The following is a 24486-nucleotide window of genomic DNA, read 5'->3' on the forward strand; positions in this document are numbered from 1 at the left end:
GAACGATTTAGTGTTGGTCGTCGGCGGGTACCCCGGCGGCATACGACCAAACGACACAAGGCGTGCAGCACCCAAACCCATGGACTTCTCAAACCCAGATACCGGACACGAACTCGCTCTGCGAATGGCCGAGCTTGCCCGCGAGATCGCCGCGCCACGCAGCCTGGAGCGGCTTCTCGCCGAAGTGACCATCGCCGCCGTGGACCTGGTAGCGGGCGCGGACCTCGCTGGAGTGCTGCTGGTCAAGAAGGGCGGCGACTTCGAATCCCTCGCGGACACCGACGGCCTCGTCGCGAGACTCGACAAGCTGCAGCACGACTTCGGCGAAGGGCCCTGCCGCGACGCCGCTCTGAAGGAGACGGTCGTGCGCTCCGACGACATGCGCGACGAGCAGCGCTGGCCCCGGTATTCGCCGGCGGCCGTGCAGCACGGCGTACTCGGCAGCCTCTCGTTCAGGCTGTACACGGCCGAGCAGACGGCCGGCGCGCTGAACCTGTTCAGTTTCCGGGCCGGCGCGTGGGACACCGACGCCGAAACCGTCGGAGCGGTCTTCGCCGCGCACGCGGCCGCGGCGATCATGGCCGGGCGCCACGGCGAACAGATGCAGTCGGCGCTGACGTCGCGCGACCGCATCGGTCAGGCCAAGGGCATCATCATGGAACGCTACGGCGTCGACGACGTGCGCGCGTTCGAGTTGCTGCGGCGGCTGTCGCAGGAGAGCCAGAGCAAGCTGGTCGACATCGCCCAGCGGGTGATCGACACCCGCGCCGACGGCTGACCGCCGTTACGAGATGTAGCGGACGATGCTCTCGGCCACACACGCCGGCTTGGCGGCACCCTCGATCTCGACGGTGGTCGACATGGTTGCCTGCACGGCGCCGTCGCCCAGGTCGTCGACGCTGACCAGGGAGCTCCGCGCGCGCACGCGCGAGCCCACCGGCACCGGGGCCGGGAAGCGAACCTTGTTGAGCCCGTAGTTGATTGCCAGCTTGATGCCCTTGACCGTGTAGATCTCGTGCTGCAGCCGCGGCAGCAGCGCCAGGGTCATGAACCCGTGGGCGATGGTGGTGCCGAACGGTCCGGCGGCCGCGCGTTCCGGATCGACGTGGATCCATTGGTGATCGCCGGTCGCGTCGGCGAACAGGTTGACGTCTTCCTGGGTGATGGTCACCCAACTGCTCTCCCCGATGGTCTCACCCGCGGCGGCGGCGAGGTCGGCTACTGATTCGAAGGTGCGCATGCGGTTTCTCCTTGAGTCCGGCTGATAACGATAGCGCGGGTTTGCGCTGGGGTTTCCTGGCGCGGTGGGTCCGGTCGTGTTTCGCAACCACGACCGCGGGAACCCTCATCGGAACGTTGCACGAGGCACGGAAGGAAAGCATGCCTGAACGCAAGGGCCACAAGGGCGAATCGGACGTCGAACCCGAGGTGCACGAGACACGGTCGCGCGCCTCGGCGGGCGAGGACGACGGCACCTATGTCGGCGCGACGGGGCCCGACGACGCCATCGACGCCGGCGAAACGGGCGCCGAGGCGCGCAGCGAACGAGGCTAGAACCGGGCCTGGTAGCGCAAGATGGCCGCGTGAGGCTACTGCTGATCGCCGACACCCACATCCCCCGGCGCGCCCGCGACCTACCCGAGCGGGTGTGGGAAGAGGTCGCCGGGGCGGACGTCGTCGTGCACGCGGGCGACTGGGTGGACCCGGCCCTGCTCGACGCGCTGCGGTCAAGGGCCGCCCGGTTGGTGGCCTGCTGGGGCAACAACGACGGGCCGGAGCTGCGGGCGCGGCTGCCCGAACGGGCCGACGCGGTACTGCAGGGGCTGCGCCTGACCGTGGTCCACGAGACCGGCCCGAGCGCCGGCCGGGAGGCGCGCATGTCGCGGCTCTATCCCGACAGCGACGTGCTGGTGTTCGGCCACAGCCACATCCCGTGGGACACCACCACGGAAAGCGGGCTGCGCCTGCTCAATCCGGGGTCGCCGACCGATCGCCGCCGGCAACCGTTCTGCAGCTACATGACCGCTCGCGTCGAGGACGGGTCGCTGACCGACGTGGTCCTGCACACCCTCGAGAATTAGCCGGCATCCAGGCCGCACACAGCTCGCACACATATTTAGCTCGTAAACAGAGCTATTGTGGATGCGGTGAAGTCCCGTACAGATTTGGTCGCCGCGGTGTTCGGCGTCGTCGGCAGGTTCCGCCGGCAGCTTCGCAGGTCGGGCGGTCGCGGGTGGGAGTCCACGCAGCTCACCGAGTCGCAGTCGGAGCTGTTGTGGCTCGTCGGCCGCCACCCCGGGATCTCGGTCGGCGTCGCCGCCGCGGAGCTCGGTTTGGTGCCCAACACCGCCTCGACCCTGGTCTCCAAGCTGGTGGCGCGCGGCCTGCTCGTCCGGGCGGTGGACCAGACCGACCGGCGCGCCTGCCAGTTGCGGCTCGCCGAACCCACCCAGCAGGTCGTCGACGCTTCCCGCGCCGCCCGGCGGGCGCGACTGGCCGAGGTGATCGACGAGCTCGACAACGACCAAATCGAGTCCCTGGCAAAGGGATTGGAGGTGCTTGACACGATGACCCGACGATTGCAGGAGCGGCGAGCATGAGTGAACGACTACCGCTGGCCGTCGACTGCCAGCACCTGACCTATCGGTACGGCCAGTTCACCGCGGTCGACGACGTGACGCTACACGTGCGGCCCGGCGAGACCATGGGCCTGCTGGGACCCAACGGCGCCGGCAAGACGACCCTGGTCCGGATGCTGACCACCCTGGCGCCGGTGCAGCAGGGCGAACTGCGCGTTTTCGGCATGGACGCCCGCGCGCAGACCGTGGACATCCGAAGCAACATTGGCTATGTCCCCCAACAACTTTCGATCGAGCCCGCGCTGACCGGCCGGCAAAACGTGCAGTGGTTCGCCCGGCTCTACGGTGTGCCGCGCGGCTGCCGGGCCGAGCGGGTGGAGCAGGCGTTGGAGGCCATGGAGCTGCTCGACGTGGCCGACCGGCGCGCGGGGGCATATTCCGGCGGCATGGTGCGCCGCCTCGAGGTGGCACAGGCGCTGGTCAACCGTCCGTCGCTGCTGGTGCTCGACGAACCGACCGTCGGGCTGGACCCGATCGCCCGGGACGGCGTGTGGCACCAGGTGCGCAGCATGCAGGCCCAGTTCGGCATGACCGTGCTGCTCACCACGCACTACATGGAGGAGGCCGACGCCCTGTGCGATCGGGTCGCGCTGATGCACCGCGGCCGGCTGCGGGCCGTGGGCTCGCCCGCCGAGCTGAAGGAGACCGTGGCGCCGAACGCCACGCTCGAAGACGTGTTCCGCCACTACGCGGCATCCGACCTGTCCGACCACACGGAATCTGCCGGCTCCTTCCGCGAAATCCGTTCCAGCAGAAAGGTTGCCAGCCGTGTCAGTTGACAGGACCACCACCGTCCCGGCGGCCACCCTGCTGCGGGCTCCGCACGGATGGCAACGCGCCGGCGCGACGCTGGCCCGCGTTGGGGCGTTCGCGATCGTCGAACTGCAGAAGCTGCGATCTGACCGGACCGAGTTCGTCACCCGGATGGTGCAGCCGGCGCTGTGGCTGCTGATCTTCGGCACGACGTTCAGCAAGCTGCACGTCATCGACACCGGTTCGGTGTCCTATCTGGCATTCCTGGCGCCGGGGATCATCGCCCAGTCGGCGCTGTTCATCTCGATCTTCTATGGGATACAGATCATTTGGGATCGAGACGCCGGTGTGCTGGCCAAGCTCATGGTGACGCCGGCACCGGCGTCGGCGCTGATCACCGGCAAGGCCTTCGCGGCCGGTGTGCGATCGGTCGCCCAGGTCGTCGGCGTCATGGCGCTGGCGTACCTGATGAACGTCGGCCTGACCATGAATCCGCTGCGGATCCTGGCGGCGATGGCCACGGTCATGCTGGGCGCGGCGTTTTTCGCCTGCCTGTCGATGACGCTGGCCGGGCTGGTTCTTTCGCGCGACCGGCTGATGGGCATCGGCCAGGCCATCACGATGCCGTTGTTCTTCGCCTCCAACGCGCTGTACCCGGTCGACGTGATGCCCGCCTGGCTGCGCGCGCTGAGCAAGGTCAACCCGCTCAGCTACGAGGTGGACGCGCTGCGGGCGCTGCTGATCGGCACCCCGTTCAACGCGGTCGACGTCATCGTCTTGATGGTCGCAGCGGTGGTCGGGATCGCCACGGCCTCAACGCTGTTACGCCGCCTGGTCGCATAGCGAGGCGATCGTTACCCGAATGTGACGATTCCGCACCGTCTCTGAATCGTTAGCCAACCGCGATCTCGGTTCGCGGCCGCGACGAACGCGTCGCACCCTCCCCCTGTGTTTCACTGCGCTGGCGAACAATTCGACCGCGTCACGCGGCAGATGGGATGGGTAGAAGGCTATGTCGTTCTTCGAAGAGGTGCGGAAGTTGCGTGGTGCAGCAGCGAGTGCGCCGCGCCGGCTGGCGATCGCGGCCGTGGGGGCGGCCCTGCTGTCCGGTCTGATCACCACCGTCGGCGGCTCGGCTACCGCGGGGGCGTTCTCGAAGCCGGGTCTTCCGGTGGAGTACCTGCAGGTGCCGTCGCCGTCGATGGGCCGCAACATCAAGGTCCAGTTCCAGGGGGGCGGTCCGCACGCGGTCTACCTGCTCGACGGGCTGCGGGCCCAGGACGACTACAACGGTTGGGACATCAACACCCCGGCCTTCGAGGAGTACTACCAGTCCGGCCTGTCGGTGGTCATGCCCGTCGGTGGGCAGTCCAGTTTCTACAGCAACTGGTACCAGCCGTCGTCGGGCAACGGGCAGAACTACACCTACAAGTGGGAGACGTTCCTCACCCAGGAGATGCCCGCGTGGCTGCAGGCCAACAAGCAGCTCTCACCGTACGGCAACGCCGCGGTGGGCCTGTCGATGTCGGGTGGTTCGGCGATGATCCTCGCCGCCTACTACCCGCAGCAATTCCCCTACGCCGCATCGCTTTCCGGTTTCCTCAACCCGTCCGAGGGCTGGTGGCCGACCCTGATCGGCCTGGCGATGAACGACTCCGGCGGCTACAACGCCAACAGCATGTGGGGTCCGTCGAGCGACCCGGCGTGGAAGCGCAACGACCCGATGGTCCAGATCCCGCGGCTGGTGGCCAACAACACCCGGGTGTGGGTCTACTGCGGCAACGGCACGCCCACCGACCTCGGCGGTGACAATATGCCCGCGAAGTTCCTGGAGGGCCTCACGCTGCGCACCAACCAGACCTTCCAGAACAACTACGTGGCCGCGGGCGGGCGCAACGGGACGTTCAACTTCCCGGCCAACGGGACACACTCGTGGCCCTACTGGAATCAGCAGCTGGTGGCCATGAAGCCCGACATCATTCAGACGATCAACGCCGTCAGCGCTCCCGCCCCCGCTGCCGCTCCGGCTCCGGCCGACGGGGCCAACGGGGCGTAGGGGCCACACCGAAGCCGGCATCGGCAGCAGCGCACCGGTCAGCGCTGCTGCCGATGCTTCTTTGGCGCGCGGGACATCAGGCGGCGACCAGCCGCGCGATCGAGCGCAGCGGGATCGGCAGCCAGCCGGGCCGGTGCCGCGCCTCGTAGCCGGCCTCGTAGACCGCCTTGTCGAGTTCGTAGGCGGCCAGCAGCTGCGCCGAATCCCGCGGGTCGATCCCCGACACCGCCGCGTAGCCGTCGCAGAACGCGGTGCAGTTGCGCTGGACCCATTCCCGGGCGCGCGCGGCCAGCTGTTTGTCCTGGTTCTTAGACGCCTGGTCGACCAGGGGCCCGTAGGCGGCGTACTCGAACGAGCGCAAGACACCGGCCACGTCGCGCAACACCGAATCCGGCGCGCGCCGCTCGTCGAGCGGCTGGCCCGGTTCGCCCTCGAAGTCGATCAGCAGCCAGCTCTCCGGGGTCCGCAGCACCTGCCCCAGGTGCAGGTCGCCGTGCACCCGCTGCACCGTGACCGTCTCGCCGGCGAGCTTCTGGAAGCGCTCCTCGATGGTCGCCGCGTACTCCTCGAGCTCCGGAACCTTGGCGACGGTCGCCGCGAGGCGCGCGAGCACGCTGTCCACCGGGAAGGGGGCCTCCGCCGTGCCGAGGTGCTCGGCCAGCGTGGCGTGTACGGAGGCCACCGCCTCGCCCAGCCGGTTGGACTCCGCGGCGAAGTCGCCGCCGACCTCGTGGGCATACAGGTCGCCCTCGGCGAACAGGTCCCGGATGCTCGCGGTGGCCATGGCCCAGCCTTCGGCGGCATTCGATGCGAACTCGGTCACCATGCCCAGGGGCCACACCGCATCGGCGGAACCGTCGGGCCGGGTCATCTCGTAGGTGCCGAGCAGCCGGGCCACGTGCGGGTTGCCCGCGCGGGCGAGCACCCGGTTCAGCTCGATGTCGGGGTTGATGCCGCTGCTGACCCGGCGGAACACCTTGAAGATGGCGTTCCGGTCAAAGATCACGCTGGTATTGCTCTGCTCGGCGTCGGAGACGTACGGCATCGCCTCGAGCGGCAGCTCGACGCCGGGTTCCTTGGCGAACGCCACCTCGGCCCCGGACGAGCCGCGCGCGGCCGAGGAGTCGAGCAGCGACAGCAGGTAGCGCGGGGCCTCGACGTCGAACAGGGCGTCGAAGCCGGTCCGGTCGTCCGCCGAGCCGATCGTGGCCACCGCGCTGTACTCCGAGACCGGCGCGGTGTCCCACCCGACGATCACCTGGTAGCACTCCGACGACCCGTCGGCATAGTCGACGTCGACCAGCACCAGGTCGAGGTCCTCGCGCAGCGGGACGACGACGCCGGCCGCCGCGCTCGTCAGCTCCCGGTTGCGTCCGGCGTACCACCGTTGCTGTGGCAGCCACTCGGACCAAGGCAACTTGGCCGGCGACCCAGCTGGGACAGTCATGCGTTCTCCTCAGGCCCGGGGGACAACTGGAACCAGTAGAACCCGTGTCCCGGCAGTGTCAGCAGATAGGGCAGGTGACCCACGCGGGGGAACTGCACCTGTCCGGTCAGCTCCACCGGCGTGTGGCCACTCCAGTGCTGCAGGTTCAGCTCGATCGGCTGGGGGAAGCGCGACAGGTTGTTGACGCACAGCACGGTGTCCGCGTCGTCAGGGGTTTGGCGCACGAACGCCAGCACCGAAGGGTTCGACCCGCCGAGTTCCTCGAACGATCCGACCGCAAACGCCTTGTGCCGCCCCCGCACCGCCAGCATCGTGCGGGTGAAGTTGAGCAGCGACGTCGAGGTGTCGCGCTGGGCCTCCACGTTGACGGCCTGGTAGCCGTAGACCGGGTCCTGGCTGGGCGGCAGGTACAGCCGGCCGGGGTTGGCCTTCGAGAATCCGGCGTTGCGGTCCGGCGTCCACTGCATCGGCGTGCGCACGCCGTCGCGGTCACCCAGCCAGATCACGTCGCCCATGCCGATCTCGTCGCCGTAGTAGAGGACCGGCGAGCCGGGCAACGACAGCAGCAGCGCGGTGAACAGCTCGATCTGGTTGCGGTCGTTGTCCAGCAGCGGCGCCAGGCGGCGGCGGATCCCGACGTTGGCCTTCATCCGCGGGTCCTTGGCGTACTCGGCGTACATGTAGTCGCGTTCCTCGTCGGTGACCATCTCCAGGGTCAACTCGTCGTGGTTGCGCAGGAAGATCCCCCACTGGGCCATGTCCGGGATCTCGGGCGTCTGGGCGAGGATCTCCGAAATGGGGATCCGCGACTCGCGGCGGACGGCCATGAAGATGCGCGGCATCAGCGGGAAGTGGAACGCCATGTGGCATTCGTCGCCGCCGGTGCTGGCGTCCCCGAAGTACTCGACCACGTCGGCCGGCCACTGGTTCGCCTCGGCCAGCAGCACGCGGCCGGGGAACTCGTCGTCGACCACCTTGCGGACGCGCCTGAGGAACGCGTGCGTCTCGGGCAGGTTCTCGCAGTTGGTGCCCTCGCGTTCGAACAGGTAGGGCACCGCGTCCAGGCGGAACCCGTCGATCCCCAGCCCGAGCCAGAAGCGGATGACGTCGATCATCGCCTCCTGAACGGCCGGGTTGTCGTAGTTCAGGTCCGGCTGATGCGAGAAGAACCGGTGCCAGTAGAACTGGCGGCGCACGGGGTCGAAGGTCCAGTTCGATTCCTCGGTGTCGACGAAGATGATCCGGGCGTCGGTGTAGCGCTCGCTGGTGTCGCTCCACACGTAGTAGTCGCCGTACGGGCCGTCGGGGTCGTGCCGCGACTCCTGAAACCACGGGTGCGACTCCGAGGTGTGGTTCATCACCAGGTCGGTGATCACCCGGATCCCCCGCTTGTGCGCCGCGTCGAGCAGGTCGACGAAGTCCTCGACGGTGCCGAACTCGGGCAACACCTTGTAGAAGTCCCTGATGTCGTAGCCGCCGTCGCGCAGCGGCGAGTCGTAGAACGGCGGCAGCCAGATGCAGTCGATCCCCAGCCACTGCAGGTAGTCCAGGCGGTCGATCAGGCCACGCAGGTCGCCCTGGCCGTCGGCGTTGGCGTCGCTGAACGCCCGGACCAGCACCTCGTAGAACACGGCGTGCTTGAACCACGTTGGGTCGGCGGGCAGCGCGGCGGCGTTCTCGAAATCCTCGGCGTCCGGGTGCTCGACCACCCCGTCTTCGACGTGACTTCCCGCGGCTGGATCGTGCTCGACAGCGTCTTTTGCGTCGTTCATCAATTCCACGATGCCACGGGTACCCGAGGCGCGATACTCGGAATCACGCGCCTCGCCGGGGCTCCAACCACGCTGGGCCACAACCTAATCGGGCGGGAGCCGGACATGGTTCGGCGAAGGTCAGGCCGGGGGCCCGTCCGCCAGGGTCACGGTCGCGGTGCGGTCACCACCGGCCTTGGCGCGATAGTGCAGGGTGATGGTGTCCCCGGGGTGGTGCGGGACGAGCACGTCGGTCAGCGCGGTGGCCCCGTTGATGGGCACGTTGTCGACGCCGGTGATGACGTCGCCCGCGGAGATTCCGGCCGCGGCGGCCGGCCCGCTGCCGACCACGCGTTCGACCCGCGCGCCATTGCCGTTGGTGTCGGAAACACCCAAGCCGAGGAAGGCCGTCGGGCCGATGTGCACCGTGTTGGACGCGGCCCCGGACCGGATCTGGTTGGCGACCGCCATCGCGTTGCCGATCGGGATGGCGAAGCCCTGCCCGCCGGACAGCTTGTAGTTGTCGGACGCGGCCGTGTTCACGCCGACCACCTGCCCGGCGCCGTTGACCAGCGGCCCGCCCGAGTCGCCGGGCCTGATCGCGGTGTCGGCCTGGATCAGGCCGCCCAGCGTCTCCTCGGCGCCGGTCAGGGTGTCCGTGGCCGAGACTGTCTGGTTGAGGGCGACGACCTTGCCGGCCACCGCGCTGGGCGTTCCGCCCTGACCGCCGGCGTTCCCCAGCGCGACGACGGGCTCGCCGACCCCCACGCCGCCGCCGATGTTGGCCGCGGGCAGCCCGGAGGCGCCGCGAAGCTGCAGGACCGCGACGTCCGCGGTGCGGTCATAACCGACGACGTCGACGCCGTACGTCTGGCCGTTGCCGACGGCGAAGGCACTGATGTCGGTGGCACCGGAGATCACGTGGTTGTTGGTCAGCACGACGCCGGCCGGATCGATCACGATGCCGGTACCGGCTCCGACGGCGTTGTTGTAACCGAATTTCGTGTTGATGTTGACCACCTGCGGCCCGACCTGACCCACGATCGCCGAGGGGTCCAGCGGCAGCGAAGGCCGCGCGGATGCCGGGGCTGGGGAGAAGCCCAGGCCCAGGCCCAGGCCGACCACGGCCAGCACGCTGACCAACCATGACCACCAGACTGAGCGGTGGTGCCATTTGCCCATCCCGTCACCTCCTGCATCCCGATAAGAATCAGAATTCGCCCAGCCTCCGGGTCTGGGCGACACGACTTAGTCTGTATAACCGTAATGCAGGTTGCTATTCATAGGCTGACAGCGTGGGCGGATTCGACCCGAAAGTCAGGTTTTCGCGGTCCCCGGTAGCCCGGCTTGCCACGAGCACGCCCGACGGCGCGCCGCACCTGGTGCCGGTGGTGTTCGCGGTCGGCCGCGGCCCGGACGGGGAGCATGACGTGATCTACACCGCCGTCGACGCGAAGCCCAAGACGACGCGGCGGCTGCGCCGCCTGGCCAACATCGAGAGCAACCCGCAGGTCAGCCTCCTCGTCGACGACTACGACGACGACTGGGCCCGGTTGTGGTGGGTCCGGGCCGACGGCCTCGCGGCGATCCATGCCGACCCCGAGGCGATGGAGGCCGGTTTGGCGTTGCTGCGCGCCAAATATCCCCAGTACCAATCGGTTTCGTTGAACGGTCCGCTCATCGCGGTCACCGTGCACCGCTGGTCCGCCTGGCACGCCTGACGGCGTCGCCCCGCCGCGGGCAATTGGCCGACCGGTGGCCTTGTGTTGGGCGTCGGTTGGGGGAAAAGTTGCCTACGGGGTCGTGTGGTACAGAACACACCGCGCCGCGAAGCGACGTGCAGAACTGGAGGAAAGTCATGGCGGACAAGGCGAACACTTCCCAGGGCGCGGGGGCCGCCCCCACCGTGAAATCCCCGGGCGATGTTCGCAATGTGGCGCTGGTGGGGCCTTCGAGCGGCGGCAAGACAACCCTGGTCGAGGCCTTGCTGGTCGCCGCCGGCGTGCTGACCCGCCCCGGCTCGGTCACCGAGGGCACCACGGTGTGCGACTACGACGACGCGGAGATCCGGCAGCAGCGCTCCGTCGGGCTCGCCGTGGCGTCGCTGGCGCACGACGGCATCAAGGTCAACCTGGTGGACACGCCCGGGTACGCCGACTTCGTGGGCGAGTTGCGGGCCGGGCTGCGCGCCGCGGACTGCGCGCTGTTCGTGATCGCGGCGAACGAGGGAGTCGACGAGCCGACCAAGTCGCTGTGGCAGGAGTGCAGCCAGGTCGGCATGCCCCGCGCCGTGGTGATCACCAAGCTCGACCACGCCCGCGCGAACTACCAGGAGGCCCTGGCCGCCGCCCAGGACGCCTTCGGCGACAAGGTGCTTCCGCTTTACCTGCCGACCTCCCAGAACAACTGCGCCGGCCTGATCGGGTTGCTGTCGCAGAAACGCTACGAGTACAGCGACGGCAAGCGGACCGTGAGCGAGCCGGACCCCGCCGATGCCGACCGCATCGAGGAGGCGCGCGGCGCCCTGATCGAGGGAATCATCGAGGAGTCCGAGGACGAGTCGCTCATGGACCGCTACCTCGGCGGGGAGTCCATCGACGAGTCGGCGCTCATCGAGGACCTGGAGCGCGCCGTCGCCCGGGCGTCGTTCTTCCCGGTTATCCCGGTGTGCAGCGGCACCGGCGTCGGCACCCTGGAATTGCTCGAGGTCGCCACCCGCGGATTCCCGTCGCCGATGGAACACCCGCTGCCGGAAGTGTTCACGCCGACGGGGGCCACGCACGCGAAGCTGCCCTGCGACGCCGACGGCCCATTGCTCGCGGAGGTGGTGAAGACGACGTCGGACCCCTACGTCGGCAGGGTCAGCCTGGTCCGCGTGTTCTCCGGGACCATCAGGCCCGACACGACGGTTCACGTGTCGGGCCATTTTGCGTCGTTTTTCGGCGCAAGCTCGAATGGCAGCGGGCATTCGCACCCCGACCACGACGAGGACGAACGCGTCGGCGTCCTGTCCTTCCCGCTCGGCAAGCAGCAGCGCCCCGCCGCGGCCGTGGTGGCGGGCGACATCTGCGCGATCGGCAAGCTCAGCCGCGCCGAGACCGGCGACACGCTGTCGGACAAGTCCGAGCCGCTGGTGCTCAAGCCCTGGACGATGCCCGAACCGCTGCTGCCGGTGGCCATCCAGGCGCACGCCAAGACCGACGAGGACAAGCTGTCGGCCGGGCTGGCGCGGCTGGCCGCCGAGGATCCGACGCTGCGCATCGAGCAGAACCAGGAGACGCACCAGATCGTGCTGTGGTGCATGGGTGAGGCGCACGCCGGCGTCGTGCTCGACTCGCTGGCCAACCGCTACGGCGTCACCGTGGACACGGTCGAACTGCGGGTCCCGCTGCGAGAAACCTTCGGCGGCAAGGCGAAAGGGCACGGCCGCCACATCAAGCAGTCCGGTGGGCACGGGCAGTACGGGGTCTGCGACATCGAGGTGGAGCCGCTGCCGGAGGGCTCGGGTTTCGAGTTCGTCGACAAGGTGGTCGGCGGGGCGGTGCCGCGCCAGTTCATCCCGAGCGTGGAGAAGGGCGTCCGCGCGCAGATGGAAAAGGGCGTCCACGCCGGCTATCCCGTCGTCGACATCCGCGTCACCCTGCTCGACGGCAAGGCCCACAGCGTGGACTCGTCGGACTTCGCGTTCCAGGCCGCGGGCGCGCTGGCGTTGCGGGAGGCGGCGGCGGCGACCAAGGTGTGCCTGCTCGAGCCGATCGACGAGATCTCGGTGCTGGTGCCCGACGACTACGTCGGCGCGGTGATGGGCGACCTGTCGGGGCGGCGCGGCCGCGTGCTCGGCACCGACACCGTCGGCAACGACCGCACGGTGGTCAAGGCCGAGGTGCCGCAGGTCGAGCTGACGCGCTACGCGATCGACCTGCGCTCGCTCTCTCATGGGGCCGCCTCGTTCACGCGTTCGTTCGTGCGCTACGAGCCCATGCCGGAGTCCGCGGCCGCCCGGGTGAAAACCACGGCGTGACAGCGTATTTGCGGATGTCGACGTTCCACGGGCTGCCCGCGCACATCCTGCTCAACCATTTCGTCGTGGCCCTGGCGCCGCTCACGGCGGTGCTGGCGATCCTGTGCGCGCTGTGGCCCGCGGCGCGACGACGGCTGATCTGGCTGGTACTGCTGCTGGCCGTGGGGACCCTGGTCCTGGTCCCCTTGACCACCAGCTCGGGTGCGTGGCTGGCGGATCGCGTCGGCCCGGCACCGCCGGTCCTGGCGGAGCACGAGCGACTCGGCGCGACCCTCGTCTACATGGTGGCGGCCCTGGTGGCGACGGTGACGCTGCTGGCCGCCGTGCACCTGCGCCAGGCGGCGGGGCGGACCGTGAAATTCGCCGCGCACGCGGTGGTCGGCGTGCTGGTGATCGGCGCCGCGGTGGCCACCCTGGTGCAGACCTACCGCATCGGCGATTCGGGCGCGCGGGCGGCGTGGGGCAACGTCACCGCGTCGGCCGCTCAGCCCTGACGGCCGAACCGCTCGGCAACGGCGCGCCGGTCGAGCGAGCCCTTCGCGGTGTGCGGCAGCTCGCCGGCCTCGACGACGGTGGCCGGCACCTCGAAGGGGGCCAGGCGCTCGCGGCAGAACTCCGCGAGCTCGGCCGGCGTCGGCGCCGGTGACTCGCGCGGCACGATCGCCGCCGCCACCGCCTCCCCGTACATCTCGTCCGGCCGGCCGAACACGGCCGCCTCCGCGACGTTGGGGTGGCCGGCCAGCACGCCCTCGACACGCTCCGGCGAAATCTTCTCGCCGCCGCGGTTGATCAGTTCCTTGATCCGGCCGCGGATGCTCAGCTCCCCGGCCGGCGACACCGATCCCAGGTCGCCGGTGCGCAGCCACCCGTCGGAGAAGTTGGCGGCGGTGATGGCCGGGTCGCCGAGGTAGCCGCGCACGACGGTCGGGCCGCGCAACCAGACCTCCCCGACGCTTTCCGCGGGCAGGGGTTGCCCGTCGGTACCGGCGATCCGGATTTCCGGCCCGGTCGAGCGGCCCACGAGACCCGTTGCGACGGCGGTGTTTTCGGCCGCCACGACCCCCGTCGTGGCCACCTGGTGGGTCGCCTCCGTCATCCCGAAGGCGCACACCACCGGCGCCGCAAACGTTTCGTGCAGCGCCTGGGCCGCCTCCGGGGTGAGCGGTGCGCTGCAGCTGCGGATGAAGCGCAGCGCGGCCTTCGTCCGCGGGCGCTCGGTCCGGGTGCGTTCCAGCAGGATCTGGTGAATCGTCGGGACCGCCGTGTACCAGGTGGCGCCGACGGCGTCGACGTCGTCCCAGAACGTGTGCGCGGAGAACCGGCCCCGCGCCGGCAGCAGCACCGTCCCCCCGGACGCCAGCGTCGACAGCAGCGAAGCGACCAGGCCGTGGCCGTGGTAGAGCGGCATCACGGCGACCGTCGCGTCCGCGGGTCCCAGCCCGTAGCCGGCGACGATCGCCCGTACCGAGGTGGCGATGTTGCCGTGGGTCCAGGGCACCATCTTCGGCATGCCGGTGGTGCCGCCGGTGAACATGATCATGGCGTCGTCGTCGCGCAGCCCCTCGGGCACCGACACGTCGCCCTGCGGGGGCGTGGCCGCGTCGAGGCGCACCCCGATCGCGGCCGGCTCGGCGCCGACCGTCACCGCGACCGGCCAGCAGGCCGGCTCGGGCGTGTCGTCGGGGCCGGCGGCGTCGACCAGCACCGCCCGCGCCCCCGCGGTCGCGCTTCGCGTGCGCCGCTCGCCGGCCGGCAGCGCCGGGTCCAGCGGGACCACGACCAACCCGGCCCGCGAGGCCCCCAACAGGGCGACGACGAATTCGGCGTTGCTGGCCGCGCGCAGCGCGACCCGGTCCCCGGGTCGCAGGCCCGCCCGCTCCAGCTGCCCGGCCAGGTCGTCGACGAGGCGGACCAGGTCGCGGTAGCTGAGCCCGATGCGGTCGGAGGTGACGACCAAGGCCGGCGCGTCCGGCCGGTCCTTCGCCGCCGCCACGAGCAGGTCCGCGATGCGCGGGGTTTCTTCGGCCGTGCCGGTCGCCATCGCCATGCCCTTCCCGTCGGGTGTACTCGTCCGCCACCGAGCCTGCCGTACGCGGCGCCGTACCGCTAAGTCGTGTTGACTGGCACTACTACACGAGGAGTCGCCACATGACCAAACGTCTGACCGACGGCTTCCACCTCGTCGTGGATGCCCTCAAGGCCAACGACGTCGCCACCATCTACGGCATCGTGGGCATCCCGATCACCGATCTCGCGCGCACCGCGCAGGCGTCGGGGATCCGCTTCATCGGCTTTCGGCAGGAGGCCTCGGCCGGCAACGCGGCGGCCGCCGCCGGGTTCCTGACGCGGCGCCCGGGTGTGTGCCTGACGACGTCCGGGCCCGGCTTTCTCAACGGGCTGCCCGCGCTGGCCAACGCCACGACGAACTGCTTCCCGATGATCCAGATCTCGGGTTCGAGCGACCGGGCGATGGTGGACCTGCGGCGCGGCGACTATCAGGATCTCGACCAGCTCGCCGCCGCAACGCCTTTCGCGAAGGCCGCGTATCGGATCGGCCGGGCCGAGGACATCGGGCTCGGAGTGGCGCGGGCGATCCGCACCGCGGTCTCCGGCCGCCCGGGCGGCGTCTACCTCGACATCCCCGGCGACGTGCTGGGCCAGACCCTGGACGCGTCGGCCTCGGACGACACCATTTGGCGCGTGGTCGAGCCGGCCCCGCGGCAGCTGCCGTCCCCGGACGCGATCGACCGCGCGCTGGACCTGCTGGGGCGGGCGCGGCGCCCGCTGGTCGTGCTGGGCAAGGGCGCCGCATATGCTCGGGCAGACGACGCGATCCGGAAGTTCGTGGAGGACACCGGGATTCCGTTCCTGCCGATGTCGATGGCCAAGGGTCTGCTGCCGGACTCCCATCCGCAGTCGGTCGCGGCCGCCCGCTCGCTGGCCATTGCGCGCACCGACGCGGTCCTGCTGATCGGGGCGCGGCTGAATTGGCTGCTCGGCCACGGGGAATCGCCCCAGTGGTCGGCCGACGCCAAGTTCGTGCAGGTCGACATCGAGGCGTCCGAATTCGACAGCAACCGTCCCATCGCCGCGCCGCTGGCCGGCGACATCGGGTCGGTGATGTCGGCGCTGAGTGACGCGCTGGCCGCCCACCCGATCGCCGTGCCCGCGGAGTGGACGAGGGAGCTGGCCGATCGGCGGGCCCGCAACGACGCCAAGATGCGCGCGCGCCTGGCCGAAGACCCCCGGCCCATGCGGTTCTACAACGCGCTGGGCGCCATTCGGTCTGTGCTGCAAGACAACCCGGGGACCTATGTGGTCAACGAGGGGGCCAACGCGCTGGACCTGACCCGCAACGTCCTGGACATGGAGCTTCCGCGACACCGGCTCGACACGGGAACCTGGGGCGTGATGGGCATCGGCATGGGATACGCCATCGGCGCCGCGGTGGAGACCGGCGATCCCGTCGTCGCCATCGAGGGCGACAGCGCGTTCGGCTTTTCGGGCATGGAGGTCGAGACGCTCTGCCGCTACCGGCTGCCGGTGACCGTCGTCATCCTCAACAACGGCGGCGTGTACCGCGGCGACGAGAAGGCCGCCGGTGACGATCCCGCGCCGACGGCGCTGAGTGGGCACGCGCGTCACGAGCTGATCGCGGAGGCGTTCGGCGGCAAGGGATACCGCGTCACCACGCCGTCGGAGCTGCGCAGGGCGCTGGCCGAGGCGATCGCGTCCAACGGGCCGTCCGTCATCGACTGCGAACTGGACCCGTCGGCCGGCGTGGAAAGCGGTCATCTGGCCAGTCGCAACCCGGCCGGCGCGGCCGCGCCGTAGCGGCCGTCGATGTCGGTCCAGCGAACACGCAAATGTTTGCTGGAAAACGCGGTGGACGGGCAGCCAGTAGAATATCGTTGTGTCCGTTGAACCATCCCGAAGGATGAACGCCATGCGCCGTGCGGTTCGTTATCTGTTCGTTATGGTAGCGATCGCGGGCATGGCCGCGTTGGGGAGCGGTGCGCGCGGCGTGGCGGCGGTGCCGCTGCCCGAGCCGGTCCCCGGAGTTGCCTCGGTTTCGCCCGCTAACGGCGCGGTGGTGGGCGTGGCACACCCGGTCATGGTCACGTTCACCGCGCCGGTCACCGACCGCGCCGCCGCCGAGCGGTCCATCCGCGTGACGTCGCCGGCCCGGATGCCGGGCCACTTCGAGTGGCTGAACAACGACGTGGTGCAGTGGGTTCCGAACCACTATTGGCCCGCCCACACGCACGTCTCGGTCGGCGTGCAGGCGCTGACGACCGGCTTCGACACCGGCGACGAATTCCTCGGTGTCGCCAGCCTGTCCGGCCACACCTTCACCGTCAGCCGAAACGGCGAGATCCTGCGCACGATGCCGGCGTCGATGGGCAAGCCGAGCCGCCCGACGCCGATCGGCAACTTCACCGCGCTGGACAAGGAGCGCACCGTGGTGATGGACTCGCGAACCATTGGAATCCCGCTGAGCTCGCCCGAGGGCTACAAGATCACCGCGCAGTACGCGGTGCGGGTCACCTGGAGCGGCGTTTACGTCCACTCGGCCCCGTGGTCGGTCGACTCGCAGGGCCACGCCAACGTCAGCCACGGCTGCATCAACCTGAGCCCGGACAACGCCGCGTGGTACTTCAACCAGGTCAACGTCGGCGACCCCATCCAGGTCGTGGCCTGATCTGAGGCTAGCCCGGCAACCCGGCCTTGATCGCCGCGTCCTGCTTGCGGCCGACGTCGATCGCCACGTTCGGATCGATGGGATCGTTTGGGGCACTGTCGAATTCCAGGTTAGCGATCGCCTTGCCCTCGCTGAACAGCAGCACCGTCACCGAATTGTCCCGGGAATTACCCGAAATCATGAAACCGTTGGCACCCACGTCGACCGGTTGCCACGTGCCGCTGACCTTGCCCGCGTAATTGTTCTTGGTGTTCTCGATGCCCGCCGGGACCACCGAGGGGTCGGCGACGATCAAGATGGTGACCCCGATGCGCCGGGTGTTGTCGGGGCTGGTGTACAGCTGGGCGACGCCCGCGGCGTTGTTTGGATTCTGCACGGGCGGTTGGGGAGTGGTGAAATCCCCGCCGATGTCGCCGGCCTTGATCAGCAACGAGCTGTAGTCGGTGGGCTGGCCCGGTGACGGGTTGGTGACCGAACCGCTCGATGCGGCGGCGGCGCTGGAGAATGTCGACGAAGACGAGGCCGGCGAGGACGTGTGGTCGCCGCCGCACCCGGTGACCGCGGCGCCCACGACGGCGAGGGTCGCGACCAGCCATCCGGCGGCGGCAATCCGAGCGAGCTGCATGGCGTTCCTTCCGCGTCGATCCACAGTTCGGCCGCGGCGCCTGACGCTACTGCGAAACGCCGGAAGGAACAAGGACGGGTTCGCGCCTATGCTGGCGTGGGCACGGGCCGTTCGGGGTGGAGGGGCACAAGATGACGGCTGGGAAGGCTCGCGCCGTACGGTTCGACCGCTACGGGGACCGGGGCGTGTTGTACGTCGCGGACGTCGACATGCCCTCACCCGGGCCGGGCGAGGTGGTGGTCGAGGTGCGCGCCGCCGGGATCAATCCCGGCGAGGTCGCCATCCGGACCGGCGCGATGCACGAAATCTTCCCCGCCGCTTTTCCCTCCGGCGAGGGCAGCGACCTTGCGGGCGTGGTGACCGCCGTCGGGCCCGGAGTCGCCGAGTTCTCCGTCGGCGACGAGGTCCTGGGGTTCAGCCTGCGCCGATCCAGCCACGCCACCCACACCGCCGTTCCGGTCCACCAACTGATTCGCAAACCCCCCCAATTGAGTTGGGAGGTGGCGGGTTCGCTGTACGTGGCCGGCGCGACGGCTTACGCCGCGGTCCGCGCGGTCGCACCGCAACCGGGCGAGACGGTCGCCGTGTCGGCCGCCGCCGGGGGGGTCGGAAGCCTCGCCGTGCAGCTGCTGGTCCGGCGGGAGGCGGTGGTGCTTGGCATCGCCGGTCCGGGCAACGCCGACTGGCTGCGCGCCCACGGGGTCATCCCGATCGCCTACGGGGACGGTTTGGCCGACCGGCTGCGCGCGGCGGCGCCCGACGGGATCGACGCGTTCATCGACCTGCTCGGCCCCGACTACGTCCAGCTCGCCGTGGATCTCGGCGTCGCACCCGAACGAATCGACACCATCATCTCGTTCGAGAAGGCGGTAGAGGTCGGCGCCAGGACCGAGGGCAGCGCGGACGCGTCGACGACCGAAGTGCTCGAGGAAATGGCCGGCCTGGTCGCGTCCGGCGCCATCGATTTCGAGGTCGCCGGGACGTATCCGCTGGACCGGGTGGCCGACGCCTTCGAGGAACTCGAGAAGCGGCACACCCGGGGCAAGATCGTTCTGCGGCCGCAGGTTTGAGTCAGAATGAAATCGCCGGCCCGACGACGCCGGTCTGCACGATCTTGATGATCACGAACGCGACGGCCACCACCAGGTAGCCGCGCAGGGTCAACAGCCCCATCCGGTGGATCGGCGACAGGGTGGGCCGGTCGAGCGAGGCGAGGTCGGGGGTCTGCCAGTTCGCCCGGTCCTGTCGGCGGACCGCGCGGCGTTCGGCCCGCGTCAGGAGCGGGGCGTCGTCGAGCTCCTCGACCTGTTCGGGATCCAGTCCGCCGCCGAGTGTCCCCACGATGGCCTCCGCGTCGCGCAGGTCGCGATACCGCCGGCCGGCCACGATCGCGACCGCACCGCCGGCGATGCCGACCGCCGCGCCGGCGGCGAGCCCGGTCTCGATGGTGGCCGTGGACAGGTCCGGGAAGAAGGTGGTCGCCGTCAGCGCGAGCGACAACAACACCAGGCACCACACGATGGTCCACGCGAAGATGTTCTGCCGCACGGTGTTTACCCACGGGCCGAGCACGGCGCGGTCGTTGCAGAGCAGGACCAGGAAGACGGTAGCCGACGGCAGCAGCACTCCGGCGAGCGCCTGCACGCCCTGGGTCACCAGGCCCAGTATGTGATCTGGGCTGAACGCGACCGCGGCCGAGACCGCGAGCAACAGCGCGTAGCCGCCGTAAAACAGTGGCGCCTCGGCGATCTTCCAGTGCAGCGAGTGCCGCCTGCCCATCGCATCGCCGATCGCGTAGGTGGTGGCCAGCCCGATGGCGTTCGCGCCGATCAGCGACGCGTCCAGCAGGATGACCGCGAACAGCACCCCGACGGCGCCACCGAGATGCGTGGACAGGGCCGAAGCGACCGCGCCGGCGTCGGTGAATCCACCGGCGTCGGCGGTGCCGGCCAGCCCGAACGCGGTCACCGCCATCAGGGCCGTCGCCCCGACGATGACCACGACGATGCCGATGACCAAATCGGCTCGCGCGTAAGGGATCCACCGCGCCGTGATGCGCTTGTCCACGACGTTGGACTGCTGAAAGAACAGCTGCCACGGCGCCACCGTGGTGCCCACGATCGCGACCACCAACAGCAGCACGGTGGAGTTGAGCCCACCCGGGAACTGGGGCGCCAACCCCCCGGCGGCGCCTTTCAGGGAGGGATGCGCCAGCAGCACCATCGGGATGATCAGCACGTTCACCGCGATCAGCACGAACATCAACGCTTCCCAGCGGCGGAACGAACCCCCGGCCACCACGGCGAACAACAACACGGCGGCGGCGGGGATCGCGACGATCCTGGGACAGCCCAAAAACCCCAGGGCCAGTGACACGCCGATGAATTCGGTGACGATCGTCAGGGCGTTGAGGATCAGCAGATCACCGACGCTGAAGGCACCCCAGAACTTGCCGAACCGCTCGAAGATCAGCCGCGCGTGGCCCACCCGGGTGACCGCGCCCAGCCGCACCACCATCTCCTGGTTCACGTACAGCACCGGGATCATCAACACCAGCGCCCACAGCAGGCCCATGCCGTAGTTCTGCCCGGACTGCGCGTAGGTCGCGACGCCGCCGGCGTCGTTGTCGCCCACCATCGCGATCAGGCCGGGCCCGGTGATGACCAGCAGCGTCCGCAGGCGCCGCCAGCGGCCACCGAAAATACCGCCGGCGCCGCCGGTGGCGTCTCGGTGGATGCGGCCGAACGCACCGACGATGTCGCCGGTGTGCGCGGGATCCGGCACGGCCTGGCCGGACACCCCGCGGGGGTTGGCCGGTACCGGGGCCGTGCCGCCGCCGGGCGCGGAGCTGCGCAGGCCGCCGCGCAGCCGCGTGGGGCTGGAGGGCATCGGATTCTCCGTCAGCTCAACGAGTTCGGACACCGAATTACCGGTGGTTGCCCGCGGGGTCGTATGGATGTCCGCCGAGCGAGGCCGTGACGACCGCGATCGGCATCCGGGAGACGTAGAGGTTGGCCCGCTCCTGCGGAGTCAGGGCGCTCCGCGCGTGCAGCTTGTCGGCCAGCAGCCGGCCCACCCGAAGCATCGGCCGGCTCGGCCCCCTCTTGAGGCCGGTAAAGCGGTGTGCAACAACAAAAGCCATGATCTTCTCCTGTCGGAGTGCCCGACCGGCTCGTGTCGTTCGGAACGCCCGCACAGCTCCCGCCTCAACGACCCCCGCGCTCAGCGCGGGTTCGCAGGGCATCCAGGGAGGCGTCAGGCGGACAGACGGCCGGAACCGGATCGGGACAAGACGGATTTCGGATAGGAACTGTCGCCGGGACTCATCTCGCCCTCACCTCCTCGCGGCCGGGACACACGCGGGTGTCGTCTCGTTACACCTGAACGGGAGAGGCACGAATGACCGGGGGCAGGCCTCCGGTCGCACCCCTCTCGTCGGAGCTTCGGCACTGCACGGCGTATCCGGAGCTTCGTCCGGAAGCCACTTGGGCTCAACCCTTGGGTCCGGGAAGAGCTGTCCTGACCCGGGGCGTCTCTCGACGTTCGGGGTCAGTGGCCTGTATCCATGCAGACGCCTCACCTACCGAGGTGCTTGCACGTCCATATTGCCCTGCGGCCCTGTGCCCGTCAAACGGTGCCACCCGCGAGTCCTACCCTCGACGTATGGCCAACACGTTGCAGGAGCCGCGCGTCGCGAAGGTGCTCGACCGGATGTACGCGGAAACGAATAGCCAGATGCCGAAGCTGCGCGAGCGGCTCGGTGACTTCGAGCGCCCGATGAGCGCGCAGCAGCGCGCCGAGGCGATGAGCGAGTTCTACATCCCGGTGACCCCGGAGGCCGGGCGCCTGCTCTACGCGCTGGTGCGCGCCGCTCGCCCGGCGACGGTGGTCGAGTTCGGGATGTCCTTCGGAATCTCCGCCCTCCACCTCGCGTCGGCGGTCCGCGACAACGGCGCAGGCCGCGTGGTGACCACCGAGCTCAGCGGCGCCAAGATCGCGGCGGCCAGGCGGACGTTCGCCGAGACCGGCTTGGACGACGTGATCACCATCCTCGAGGGAGACGCCCTGACCACCCTGGCCGACCTGGACGGCCCGGTCGACTTCGTGCTGCTCGACGGCTGGAAGGACCTGTATCTGCCGGTGATCGAGCTGCTCGAGCCACGCCTGGCGACCGGCGCGCTGGTCGTGGCCGACAACGCCAACGCAGCGGACACGCGGCCCTACCTCGACCGCGTGCGCGACCCGGCCAACGGGTACGTCAGCTCCAATTTCCTCGTCCGAGAAAGCGACAGCATGGAGATCAGCTGCCGCACGGGCGGTTAGCGTTATCGCAGCGATTCCTCGAGCCATGGTGTCAACCATTTCACCCCTTCGGGGGTGAGGTGGACGCCGTCGCTGCGGACCTTGATGCCGTCGACCTTGGCGGTGTAAACGCCGTCGGGACACAGTTTCTTGTTCAGATCGACGATCGCGACATTCGGGTGGTGGGCAACCGTCTTGCGCAGCATGGTGTTCCAGAGGTTGACCCGGTCGGGTTGGTCCTCCGGATACAGGCGTCCGTCGGCTTTTTCGCCGCCCCGGCTGTAGGGCACCGTGGCCACCACGACGCGAACACCGGTGGAGCCCAAGATGTTCAGCGCCCGCTCCAGCTCGCCGTTGAGATAGGCGTCGAAGGTCGGGTCGCCGATGTGGGTCCATTGACCCTCGTTGACCCGATCGACCGTCTCCCAGCGGCCGATGATCAACAGCGCAACGTCCGGCTGGTCCCGGCCGATCTGCGCCGACCACCTGATCGGCCAGCCGTCGCACTCCGGCCTCTGCTCGAGGGTTTGCCCGATGTACCGGTACGGCGTGCCGCGCACCAGGCTGCAGCCGATGACGGTGTGGTCGAGGAACGCGAAGCCCGGCGTCGGCGGCAGGTAGTGCATCCACGTCCACCCGATCGAATCGCCGAACACCGAAACGGTGAACGGCCGGTGGGGATCGCGCGGCGCCGGGTGGGCGCCGCCGGGCGGCGAGGGAGACACCGCGGCCACGGCCGAGACGTCGGGCGGCAGGCCGGCCTCGCGCAGACCGGTCCCGGTTCCCACCGGAATCACCAGCAGTGTCACCGCGGCGGCGCTGGCCACGGTGGCCGCCGCCAGCGGCAGCAGGGGCACCCGCACCGGCCGCCAGCGGCGGACCGGTTGTTCGATCAGCCACCACGACGCGGCGGCGATCATCACGGTGGCCGCGCACCTGGCGACGAACAGCGGCGGCCCCGACCATCCGGTCCGTTCGCCGTTGACGGCCAGGAAGATTGGCCAGTGCCAGAGGTAGACGCCGTAGGAGATGGTGCCCAGCCACACCAGCGGACGCAGGGCCAGGATGCGCGCGACGACTCCGCGCTGCTCCAGCGCGATGGGCGCGATCACGAGCACGGAAGCGAGGGCGACCCCGATCAGCAGGCCGCGGCGAAACTCGCCGGCCGCGCCCGTCGCGCAGTGCGTCGCCGCCGCCAGCCCGGCCAGGCCGAGCAGCGGCAGCAACCGGGCGACGCGCCGCCCCCACCGGGACCCGATCAGGCACCAGCCGCGGTTCATCGACGGCCAATCCCGCACCAGCAGGGCCGCCGCCGCGGAGCCGACCAACAGGGCCTGCGCGCGGGTGTCGGTGCCGAAATAGATCCGGTCCCGCGTGGTGTCGGAGGCAAGGACGGCGGCGGCCACCGCGGACGCCAGCGCGCCCACCGTGGCGATGACAAACGTGGCGAACCGCACCCCGCCCACGGTGGCCCTTCGGAAGTAGCGCCTGGCCCGCGCGGCCAACAGCAGGGTCACCGCGACCAGCAGCACCGGCCAGATGAAGTAGTACTGCTCCTCCACGCCGAGCGACCAGGTGTGCTGCAGCGGCGACGGCGGGGCGCCCCGGGTGAAATAGTCCGTCTTCTGGGCCACGAACCGCCAGTTCGCCACCCACAGGAACGCCGCGATCGCGTCGTCGCGCAACCCGGTCAGCGATTGGGTGGGCAGCAACGCGCGGGCCGCTCCCACGGTGAGCACCATCAACAGCAGAGCCGGCAGCAGCCGTCGCGCCCGCCGGATCCAAAAGCCGGTCAGCTCAATGCGACCGGTGCGACGGAGCTCGTCGAGCAGGAGCGACGTGATCAGGAAGCCGCTGAGGACGAAGAACACGTCGACGCCGATGAAGCCGCCCGCCACCCCCGGGATGCCGCCGTGCCCGATGAGCACCAGGGCGACCGCGATCGCGCGCAGCCCGTCCAGCGCGGGGATGCCGCTGCGCCGTTCCGCTTGGTCCCAGATTGCGAGCCGGCCGGCGCGGCGAACCGGAGCGACCCATCGCGGCCGCCGAGCAGGACGTGCCCGGGCGGGGTGCCTCCCGCCCGGCTCAGAGTCCGCCGTTAGCGCGCCCTGACCACCTCGTCCGGCGCCGAAGTTGCTGCCGATACGTCGCTGCCCCTCCTCTTGATCGCAGCAAGCCTAATTCGGTAGC

The 24486-nt window shown here is 69.7% G+C and carries 23 protein-coding genes and 1 riboswitch; of the genes, 14 read left to right on the forward strand and 9 right to left on the reverse strand.

What is annotated here, in order from left to right; translation table 11 throughout:
• The first annotated feature begins 79 nt into the window (after window positions 1-79).
• The gene (locus tag BST11_RS01730; RefSeq protein ID WP_083136298.1) at window positions 80-778 is read left to right on the forward strand and encodes an ANTAR domain-containing protein; all 699 of its coding nucleotides are present in this window, start codon (window positions 80-82) and stop codon (window positions 776-778) included.
• Window positions 779-784: 6 nt separating this feature from the next.
• Here BST11_RS01730 and BST11_RS01735 read toward each other — a convergent pair whose 3' ends face one another.
• Entirely contained in the window at window positions 785-1240 is a 456-nt protein-coding gene (locus BST11_RS01735; protein WP_083136299.1) for a MaoC family dehydratase, read from the reverse strand.
• Window positions 1241-1380: 140 nt separating this feature from the next.
• On the opposite strand from BST11_RS01735, the gene BST11_RS27870 reads away from it, so the two are divergent.
• The 6 genes from BST11_RS27870 to ag85C all read left to right on the forward strand — a co-directional run bounded on the left by BST11_RS27870 (window position 1381) and on the right by ag85C (window position 5448).
• Complete coding sequence (locus tag BST11_RS27870) at window positions 1381-1554, forward strand: hypothetical protein (protein ID WP_169834863.1); 174 nt, start codon at window positions 1381-1383, stop codon at window positions 1552-1554.
• A 29-nt stretch (window positions 1555-1583) separates the two neighbouring features.
• The gene (locus BST11_RS01745) at window positions 1584-2081 is read left to right on the forward strand and encodes a metallophosphoesterase family protein (protein WP_083136301.1); all 498 of its coding nucleotides are present in this window, start codon (window positions 1584-1586) and stop codon (window positions 2079-2081) included.
• A gap of 57 nt (window positions 2082-2138) precedes the next feature.
• Entirely contained in the window at window positions 2139-2600 is a 462-nt protein-coding gene (locus tag BST11_RS01750) for a MarR family winged helix-turn-helix transcriptional regulator (RefSeq protein ID WP_142276158.1), read from the forward strand.
• On the forward strand, window positions 2597-3418 hold the full coding sequence (locus tag BST11_RS01755) for an ATP-binding cassette domain-containing protein (RefSeq protein ID WP_083136303.1): 822 nt from the start codon (window positions 2597-2599) through the stop codon (window positions 3416-3418). Before BST11_RS01750 ends, BST11_RS01755 begins: the two co-directional genes overlap by 4 nt.
• Window positions 3408-4235 (forward strand): ABC transporter permease, encoded by an 828-nt coding sequence (locus tag BST11_RS01760; protein WP_083136304.1) that lies wholly within the window; start codon window positions 3408-3410, stop codon window positions 4233-4235. The genes BST11_RS01755 and BST11_RS01760 overlap by 11 nt, the downstream gene beginning before the upstream one ends.
• A 169-nt stretch (window positions 4236-4404) precedes the next feature.
• On the forward strand, window positions 4405-5448 hold the full coding sequence (gene ag85C / locus BST11_RS01765; protein WP_083136305.1) for a diacylglycerol acyltransferase/mycolyltransferase Ag85C: 1044 nt from the start codon (window positions 4405-4407) through the stop codon (window positions 5446-5448).
• A 76-nt stretch (window positions 5449-5524) separates the two neighbouring features.
• Here the strand turns inward: ag85C and BST11_RS01770 are convergent, their stop codons facing one another.
• From BST11_RS01770 to BST11_RS01780, 3 genes are all read right to left on the reverse strand, one after another.
• Window positions 5525-6895: a maltokinase N-terminal cap-like domain-containing protein gene (locus tag BST11_RS01770; RefSeq protein WP_083136306.1), complete on the reverse strand. Its 1371-nt coding sequence runs from the start codon at window positions 6893-6895 to the stop codon at window positions 5525-5527.
• The gene (gene treS / locus BST11_RS01775) at window positions 6892-8667 is read right to left on the reverse strand and encodes a maltose alpha-D-glucosyltransferase (protein WP_067327026.1); all 1776 of its coding nucleotides are present in this window, start codon (window positions 8665-8667) and stop codon (window positions 6892-6894) included. The genes BST11_RS01770 and treS overlap by 4 nt, the downstream gene beginning before the upstream one ends.
• Window positions 8668-8787: 120 nt before the next feature.
• Window positions 8788-9828 carry a S1C family serine protease gene (locus BST11_RS01780; protein WP_083136307.1) on the reverse strand — a complete coding sequence of 347 codons (1041 nt, stop codon included), beginning with the start codon at window positions 9826-9828 and terminating at the stop codon, window positions 8788-8790.
• 113 nt (window positions 9829-9941) lie between these two features.
• Here BST11_RS01780 and BST11_RS01785 point away from each other — a divergent pair, with 113 nt between their 5' ends.
• The 3 genes from BST11_RS01785 (at window position 9942) to BST11_RS01795 (ending at window position 13161) form a co-directional block, all read left to right on the forward strand.
• The gene (locus tag BST11_RS01785) at window positions 9942-10367 is read left to right on the forward strand and encodes a TIGR03668 family PPOX class F420-dependent oxidoreductase (RefSeq protein WP_083136308.1); all 426 of its coding nucleotides are present in this window, start codon (window positions 9942-9944) and stop codon (window positions 10365-10367) included.
• Window positions 10368-10504: 137 nt separating this feature from the next.
• Complete coding sequence (locus BST11_RS01790; RefSeq protein WP_083136309.1) at window positions 10505-12667, forward strand: elongation factor G-like protein EF-G2; 2163 nt, start codon at window positions 10505-10507, stop codon at window positions 12665-12667.
• 14 nt (window positions 12668-12681) lie between these two features.
• Window positions 12682-13161, forward strand: coding sequence for a DUF2231 domain-containing protein (locus tag BST11_RS01795; protein WP_068206284.1), 480 nt, complete (start codon window positions 12682-12684; stop codon window positions 13159-13161).
• Here the strand turns inward: BST11_RS01795 and BST11_RS01800 are convergent.
• The gene (locus BST11_RS01800) at window positions 13152-14708 is read right to left on the reverse strand and encodes a FadD7 family fatty acid--CoA ligase (RefSeq protein WP_372509609.1); all 1557 of its coding nucleotides are present in this window, start codon (window positions 14706-14708) and stop codon (window positions 13152-13154) included. The genes BST11_RS01795 and BST11_RS01800 overlap by 10 nt on opposite strands.
• Window positions 14709-14815: 107 nt before the next feature.
• On the opposite strand from BST11_RS01800, the gene oxc reads away from it, so the two are divergent.
• Complete coding sequence (oxc, locus tag BST11_RS01805) at window positions 14816-16501, forward strand: oxalyl-CoA decarboxylase (protein ID WP_083136311.1); 1686 nt, start codon at window positions 14816-14818, stop codon at window positions 16499-16501.
• A gap of 112 nt (window positions 16502-16613) precedes the next feature.
• Entirely contained in the window at window positions 16614-17369 is a 756-nt protein-coding gene (locus tag BST11_RS01810; RefSeq protein ID WP_083136464.1) for a L,D-transpeptidase, read from the forward strand.
• Window positions 17370-17376: 7 nt separating this feature from the next.
• On the opposite strand, the gene BST11_RS01815 is transcribed toward BST11_RS01810, so the two are convergent.
• Window positions 17377-17994 carry a hypothetical protein gene (locus BST11_RS01815; protein ID WP_083136312.1) on the reverse strand — a complete coding sequence of 206 codons (618 nt, stop codon included), beginning with the start codon at window positions 17992-17994 and terminating at the stop codon, window positions 17377-17379.
• A gap of 131 nt (window positions 17995-18125) precedes the next feature.
• Here BST11_RS01815 and BST11_RS01820 point away from each other — a divergent pair, with 131 nt between their 5' ends.
• Window positions 18126-19064, forward strand: coding sequence for an NADP-dependent oxidoreductase (locus BST11_RS01820; RefSeq protein ID WP_083136465.1), 939 nt, complete (start codon window positions 18126-18128; stop codon window positions 19062-19064).
• Window position 19065: 1 nt separating this feature from the next.
• Here the strand turns inward: BST11_RS01820 and BST11_RS01825 are convergent, their stop codons facing one another.
• Together BST11_RS01825 and BST11_RS26975 are read right to left on the reverse strand one after the other, a co-directional pair.
• Window positions 19066-20883, reverse strand: a complete 1818-nt coding sequence (locus BST11_RS01825) for an NRAMP family divalent metal transporter (RefSeq protein WP_083136466.1) — start codon at window positions 20881-20883, stop codon at window positions 19066-19068.
• 37 nt (window positions 20884-20920) lie between these two features.
• Window positions 20921-21136 (reverse strand): hypothetical protein, encoded by a 216-nt coding sequence (locus BST11_RS26975; protein ID WP_131805930.1) that lies wholly within the window; start codon window positions 21134-21136, stop codon window positions 20921-20923.
• Between the two features lie 278 nt (window positions 21137-21414).
• Window positions 21415-21589: riboswitch (M-box (ykoK) riboswitch) on the reverse strand.
• A gap of 68 nt (window positions 21590-21657) precedes the next feature.
• On the opposite strand from BST11_RS26975, the gene BST11_RS01830 reads away from it, so the two are divergent.
• Entirely contained in the window at window positions 21658-22317 is a 660-nt protein-coding gene (locus BST11_RS01830; protein ID WP_083136313.1) for an O-methyltransferase, read from the forward strand.
• 2 nt (window positions 22318-22319) lie between these two features.
• On the opposite strand, the gene BST11_RS01835 is transcribed toward BST11_RS01830, so the two are convergent.
• Window positions 22320-24296, reverse strand: coding sequence for an acyltransferase family protein (locus tag BST11_RS01835; RefSeq protein ID WP_244897458.1), 1977 nt, complete (start codon window positions 24294-24296; stop codon window positions 22320-22322).
• Window positions 24297-24486 lie beyond the last annotated feature (190 nt).

It is taken from the genome of Mycobacterium alsense (genome assembly GCF_002086635.1).
GTDB lineage: Bacteria > Actinomycetota > Actinomycetes > Mycobacteriales > Mycobacteriaceae > Mycobacterium > Mycobacterium alsense.

Excerpts from the sequence above, each read along its gene's own strand:
- BST11_RS01730 (WP_083136298.1), top strand. The coding sequence starts at position 80 with ATGGACTTCTCAAACCCAGATACCGGACACGAACTCGCTCTGCGAATG.
- BST11_RS01735 (WP_083136299.1), bottom strand. The coding sequence starts at position 1,240 with ATGCGCACCTTCGAATCAGTAGCCGACCTCGCCGCCGCCGCGGGTGAG.
- BST11_RS27870 (WP_169834863.1), top strand. The coding sequence starts at position 1,381 with ATGCCTGAACGCAAGGGCCACAAGGGCGAATCGGACGTCGAACCCGAG.
- BST11_RS01755 (WP_083136303.1), top strand. The coding sequence starts at position 2,597 with ATGAGTGAACGACTACCGCTGGCCGTCGACTGCCAGCACCTGACCTAT.
- ag85C (WP_083136305.1), top strand. The coding sequence starts at position 4,405 with ATGTCGTTCTTCGAAGAGGTGCGGAAGTTGCGTGGTGCAGCAGCGAGT.
- BST11_RS01770 (WP_083136306.1), bottom strand. The coding sequence starts at position 6,895 with ATGACTGTCCCAGCTGGGTCGCCGGCCAAGTTGCCTTGGTCCGAGTGG.
- treS (WP_067327026.1), bottom strand. The coding sequence starts at position 8,667 with ATGAACGACGCAAAAGACGCTGTCGAGCACGATCCAGCCGCGGGAAGT.
- BST11_RS01780 (WP_083136307.1), bottom strand. The coding sequence starts at position 9,828 with ATGGGCAAATGGCACCACCGCTCAGTCTGGTGGTCATGGTTGGTCAGC.
- BST11_RS01790 (WP_083136309.1), top strand. The coding sequence starts at position 10,505 with ATGGCGGACAAGGCGAACACTTCCCAGGGCGCGGGGGCCGCCCCCACC.
- BST11_RS01795 (WP_068206284.1), top strand. The coding sequence starts at position 12,682 with ATGTCGACGTTCCACGGGCTGCCCGCGCACATCCTGCTCAACCATTTC.
- BST11_RS01800 (WP_372509609.1), bottom strand. The coding sequence starts at position 14,708 with ATGGCGACCGGCACGGCCGAAGAAACCCCGCGCATCGCGGACCTGCTC.
- oxc (WP_083136311.1), top strand. The coding sequence starts at position 14,816 with ATGACCAAACGTCTGACCGACGGCTTCCACCTCGTCGTGGATGCCCTC.
- BST11_RS01810 (WP_083136464.1), top strand. The coding sequence starts at position 16,614 with ATGCGCCGTGCGGTTCGTTATCTGTTCGTTATGGTAGCGATCGCGGGC.
- BST11_RS01815 (WP_083136312.1), bottom strand. The coding sequence starts at position 17,994 with ATGCAGCTCGCTCGGATTGCCGCCGCCGGATGGCTGGTCGCGACCCTC.
- BST11_RS01820 (WP_083136465.1), top strand. The coding sequence starts at position 18,126 with ATGACGGCTGGGAAGGCTCGCGCCGTACGGTTCGACCGCTACGGGGAC.
- BST11_RS01825 (WP_083136466.1), bottom strand. The coding sequence starts at position 20,883 with ATGCCCTCCAGCCCCACGCGGCTGCGCGGCGGCCTGCGCAGCTCCGCG.
- BST11_RS26975 (WP_131805930.1), bottom strand. The coding sequence starts at position 21,136 with ATGGCTTTTGTTGTTGCACACCGCTTTACCGGCCTCAAGAGGGGGCCG.
- BST11_RS01830 (WP_083136313.1), top strand. The coding sequence starts at position 21,658 with ATGGCCAACACGTTGCAGGAGCCGCGCGTCGCGAAGGTGCTCGACCGG.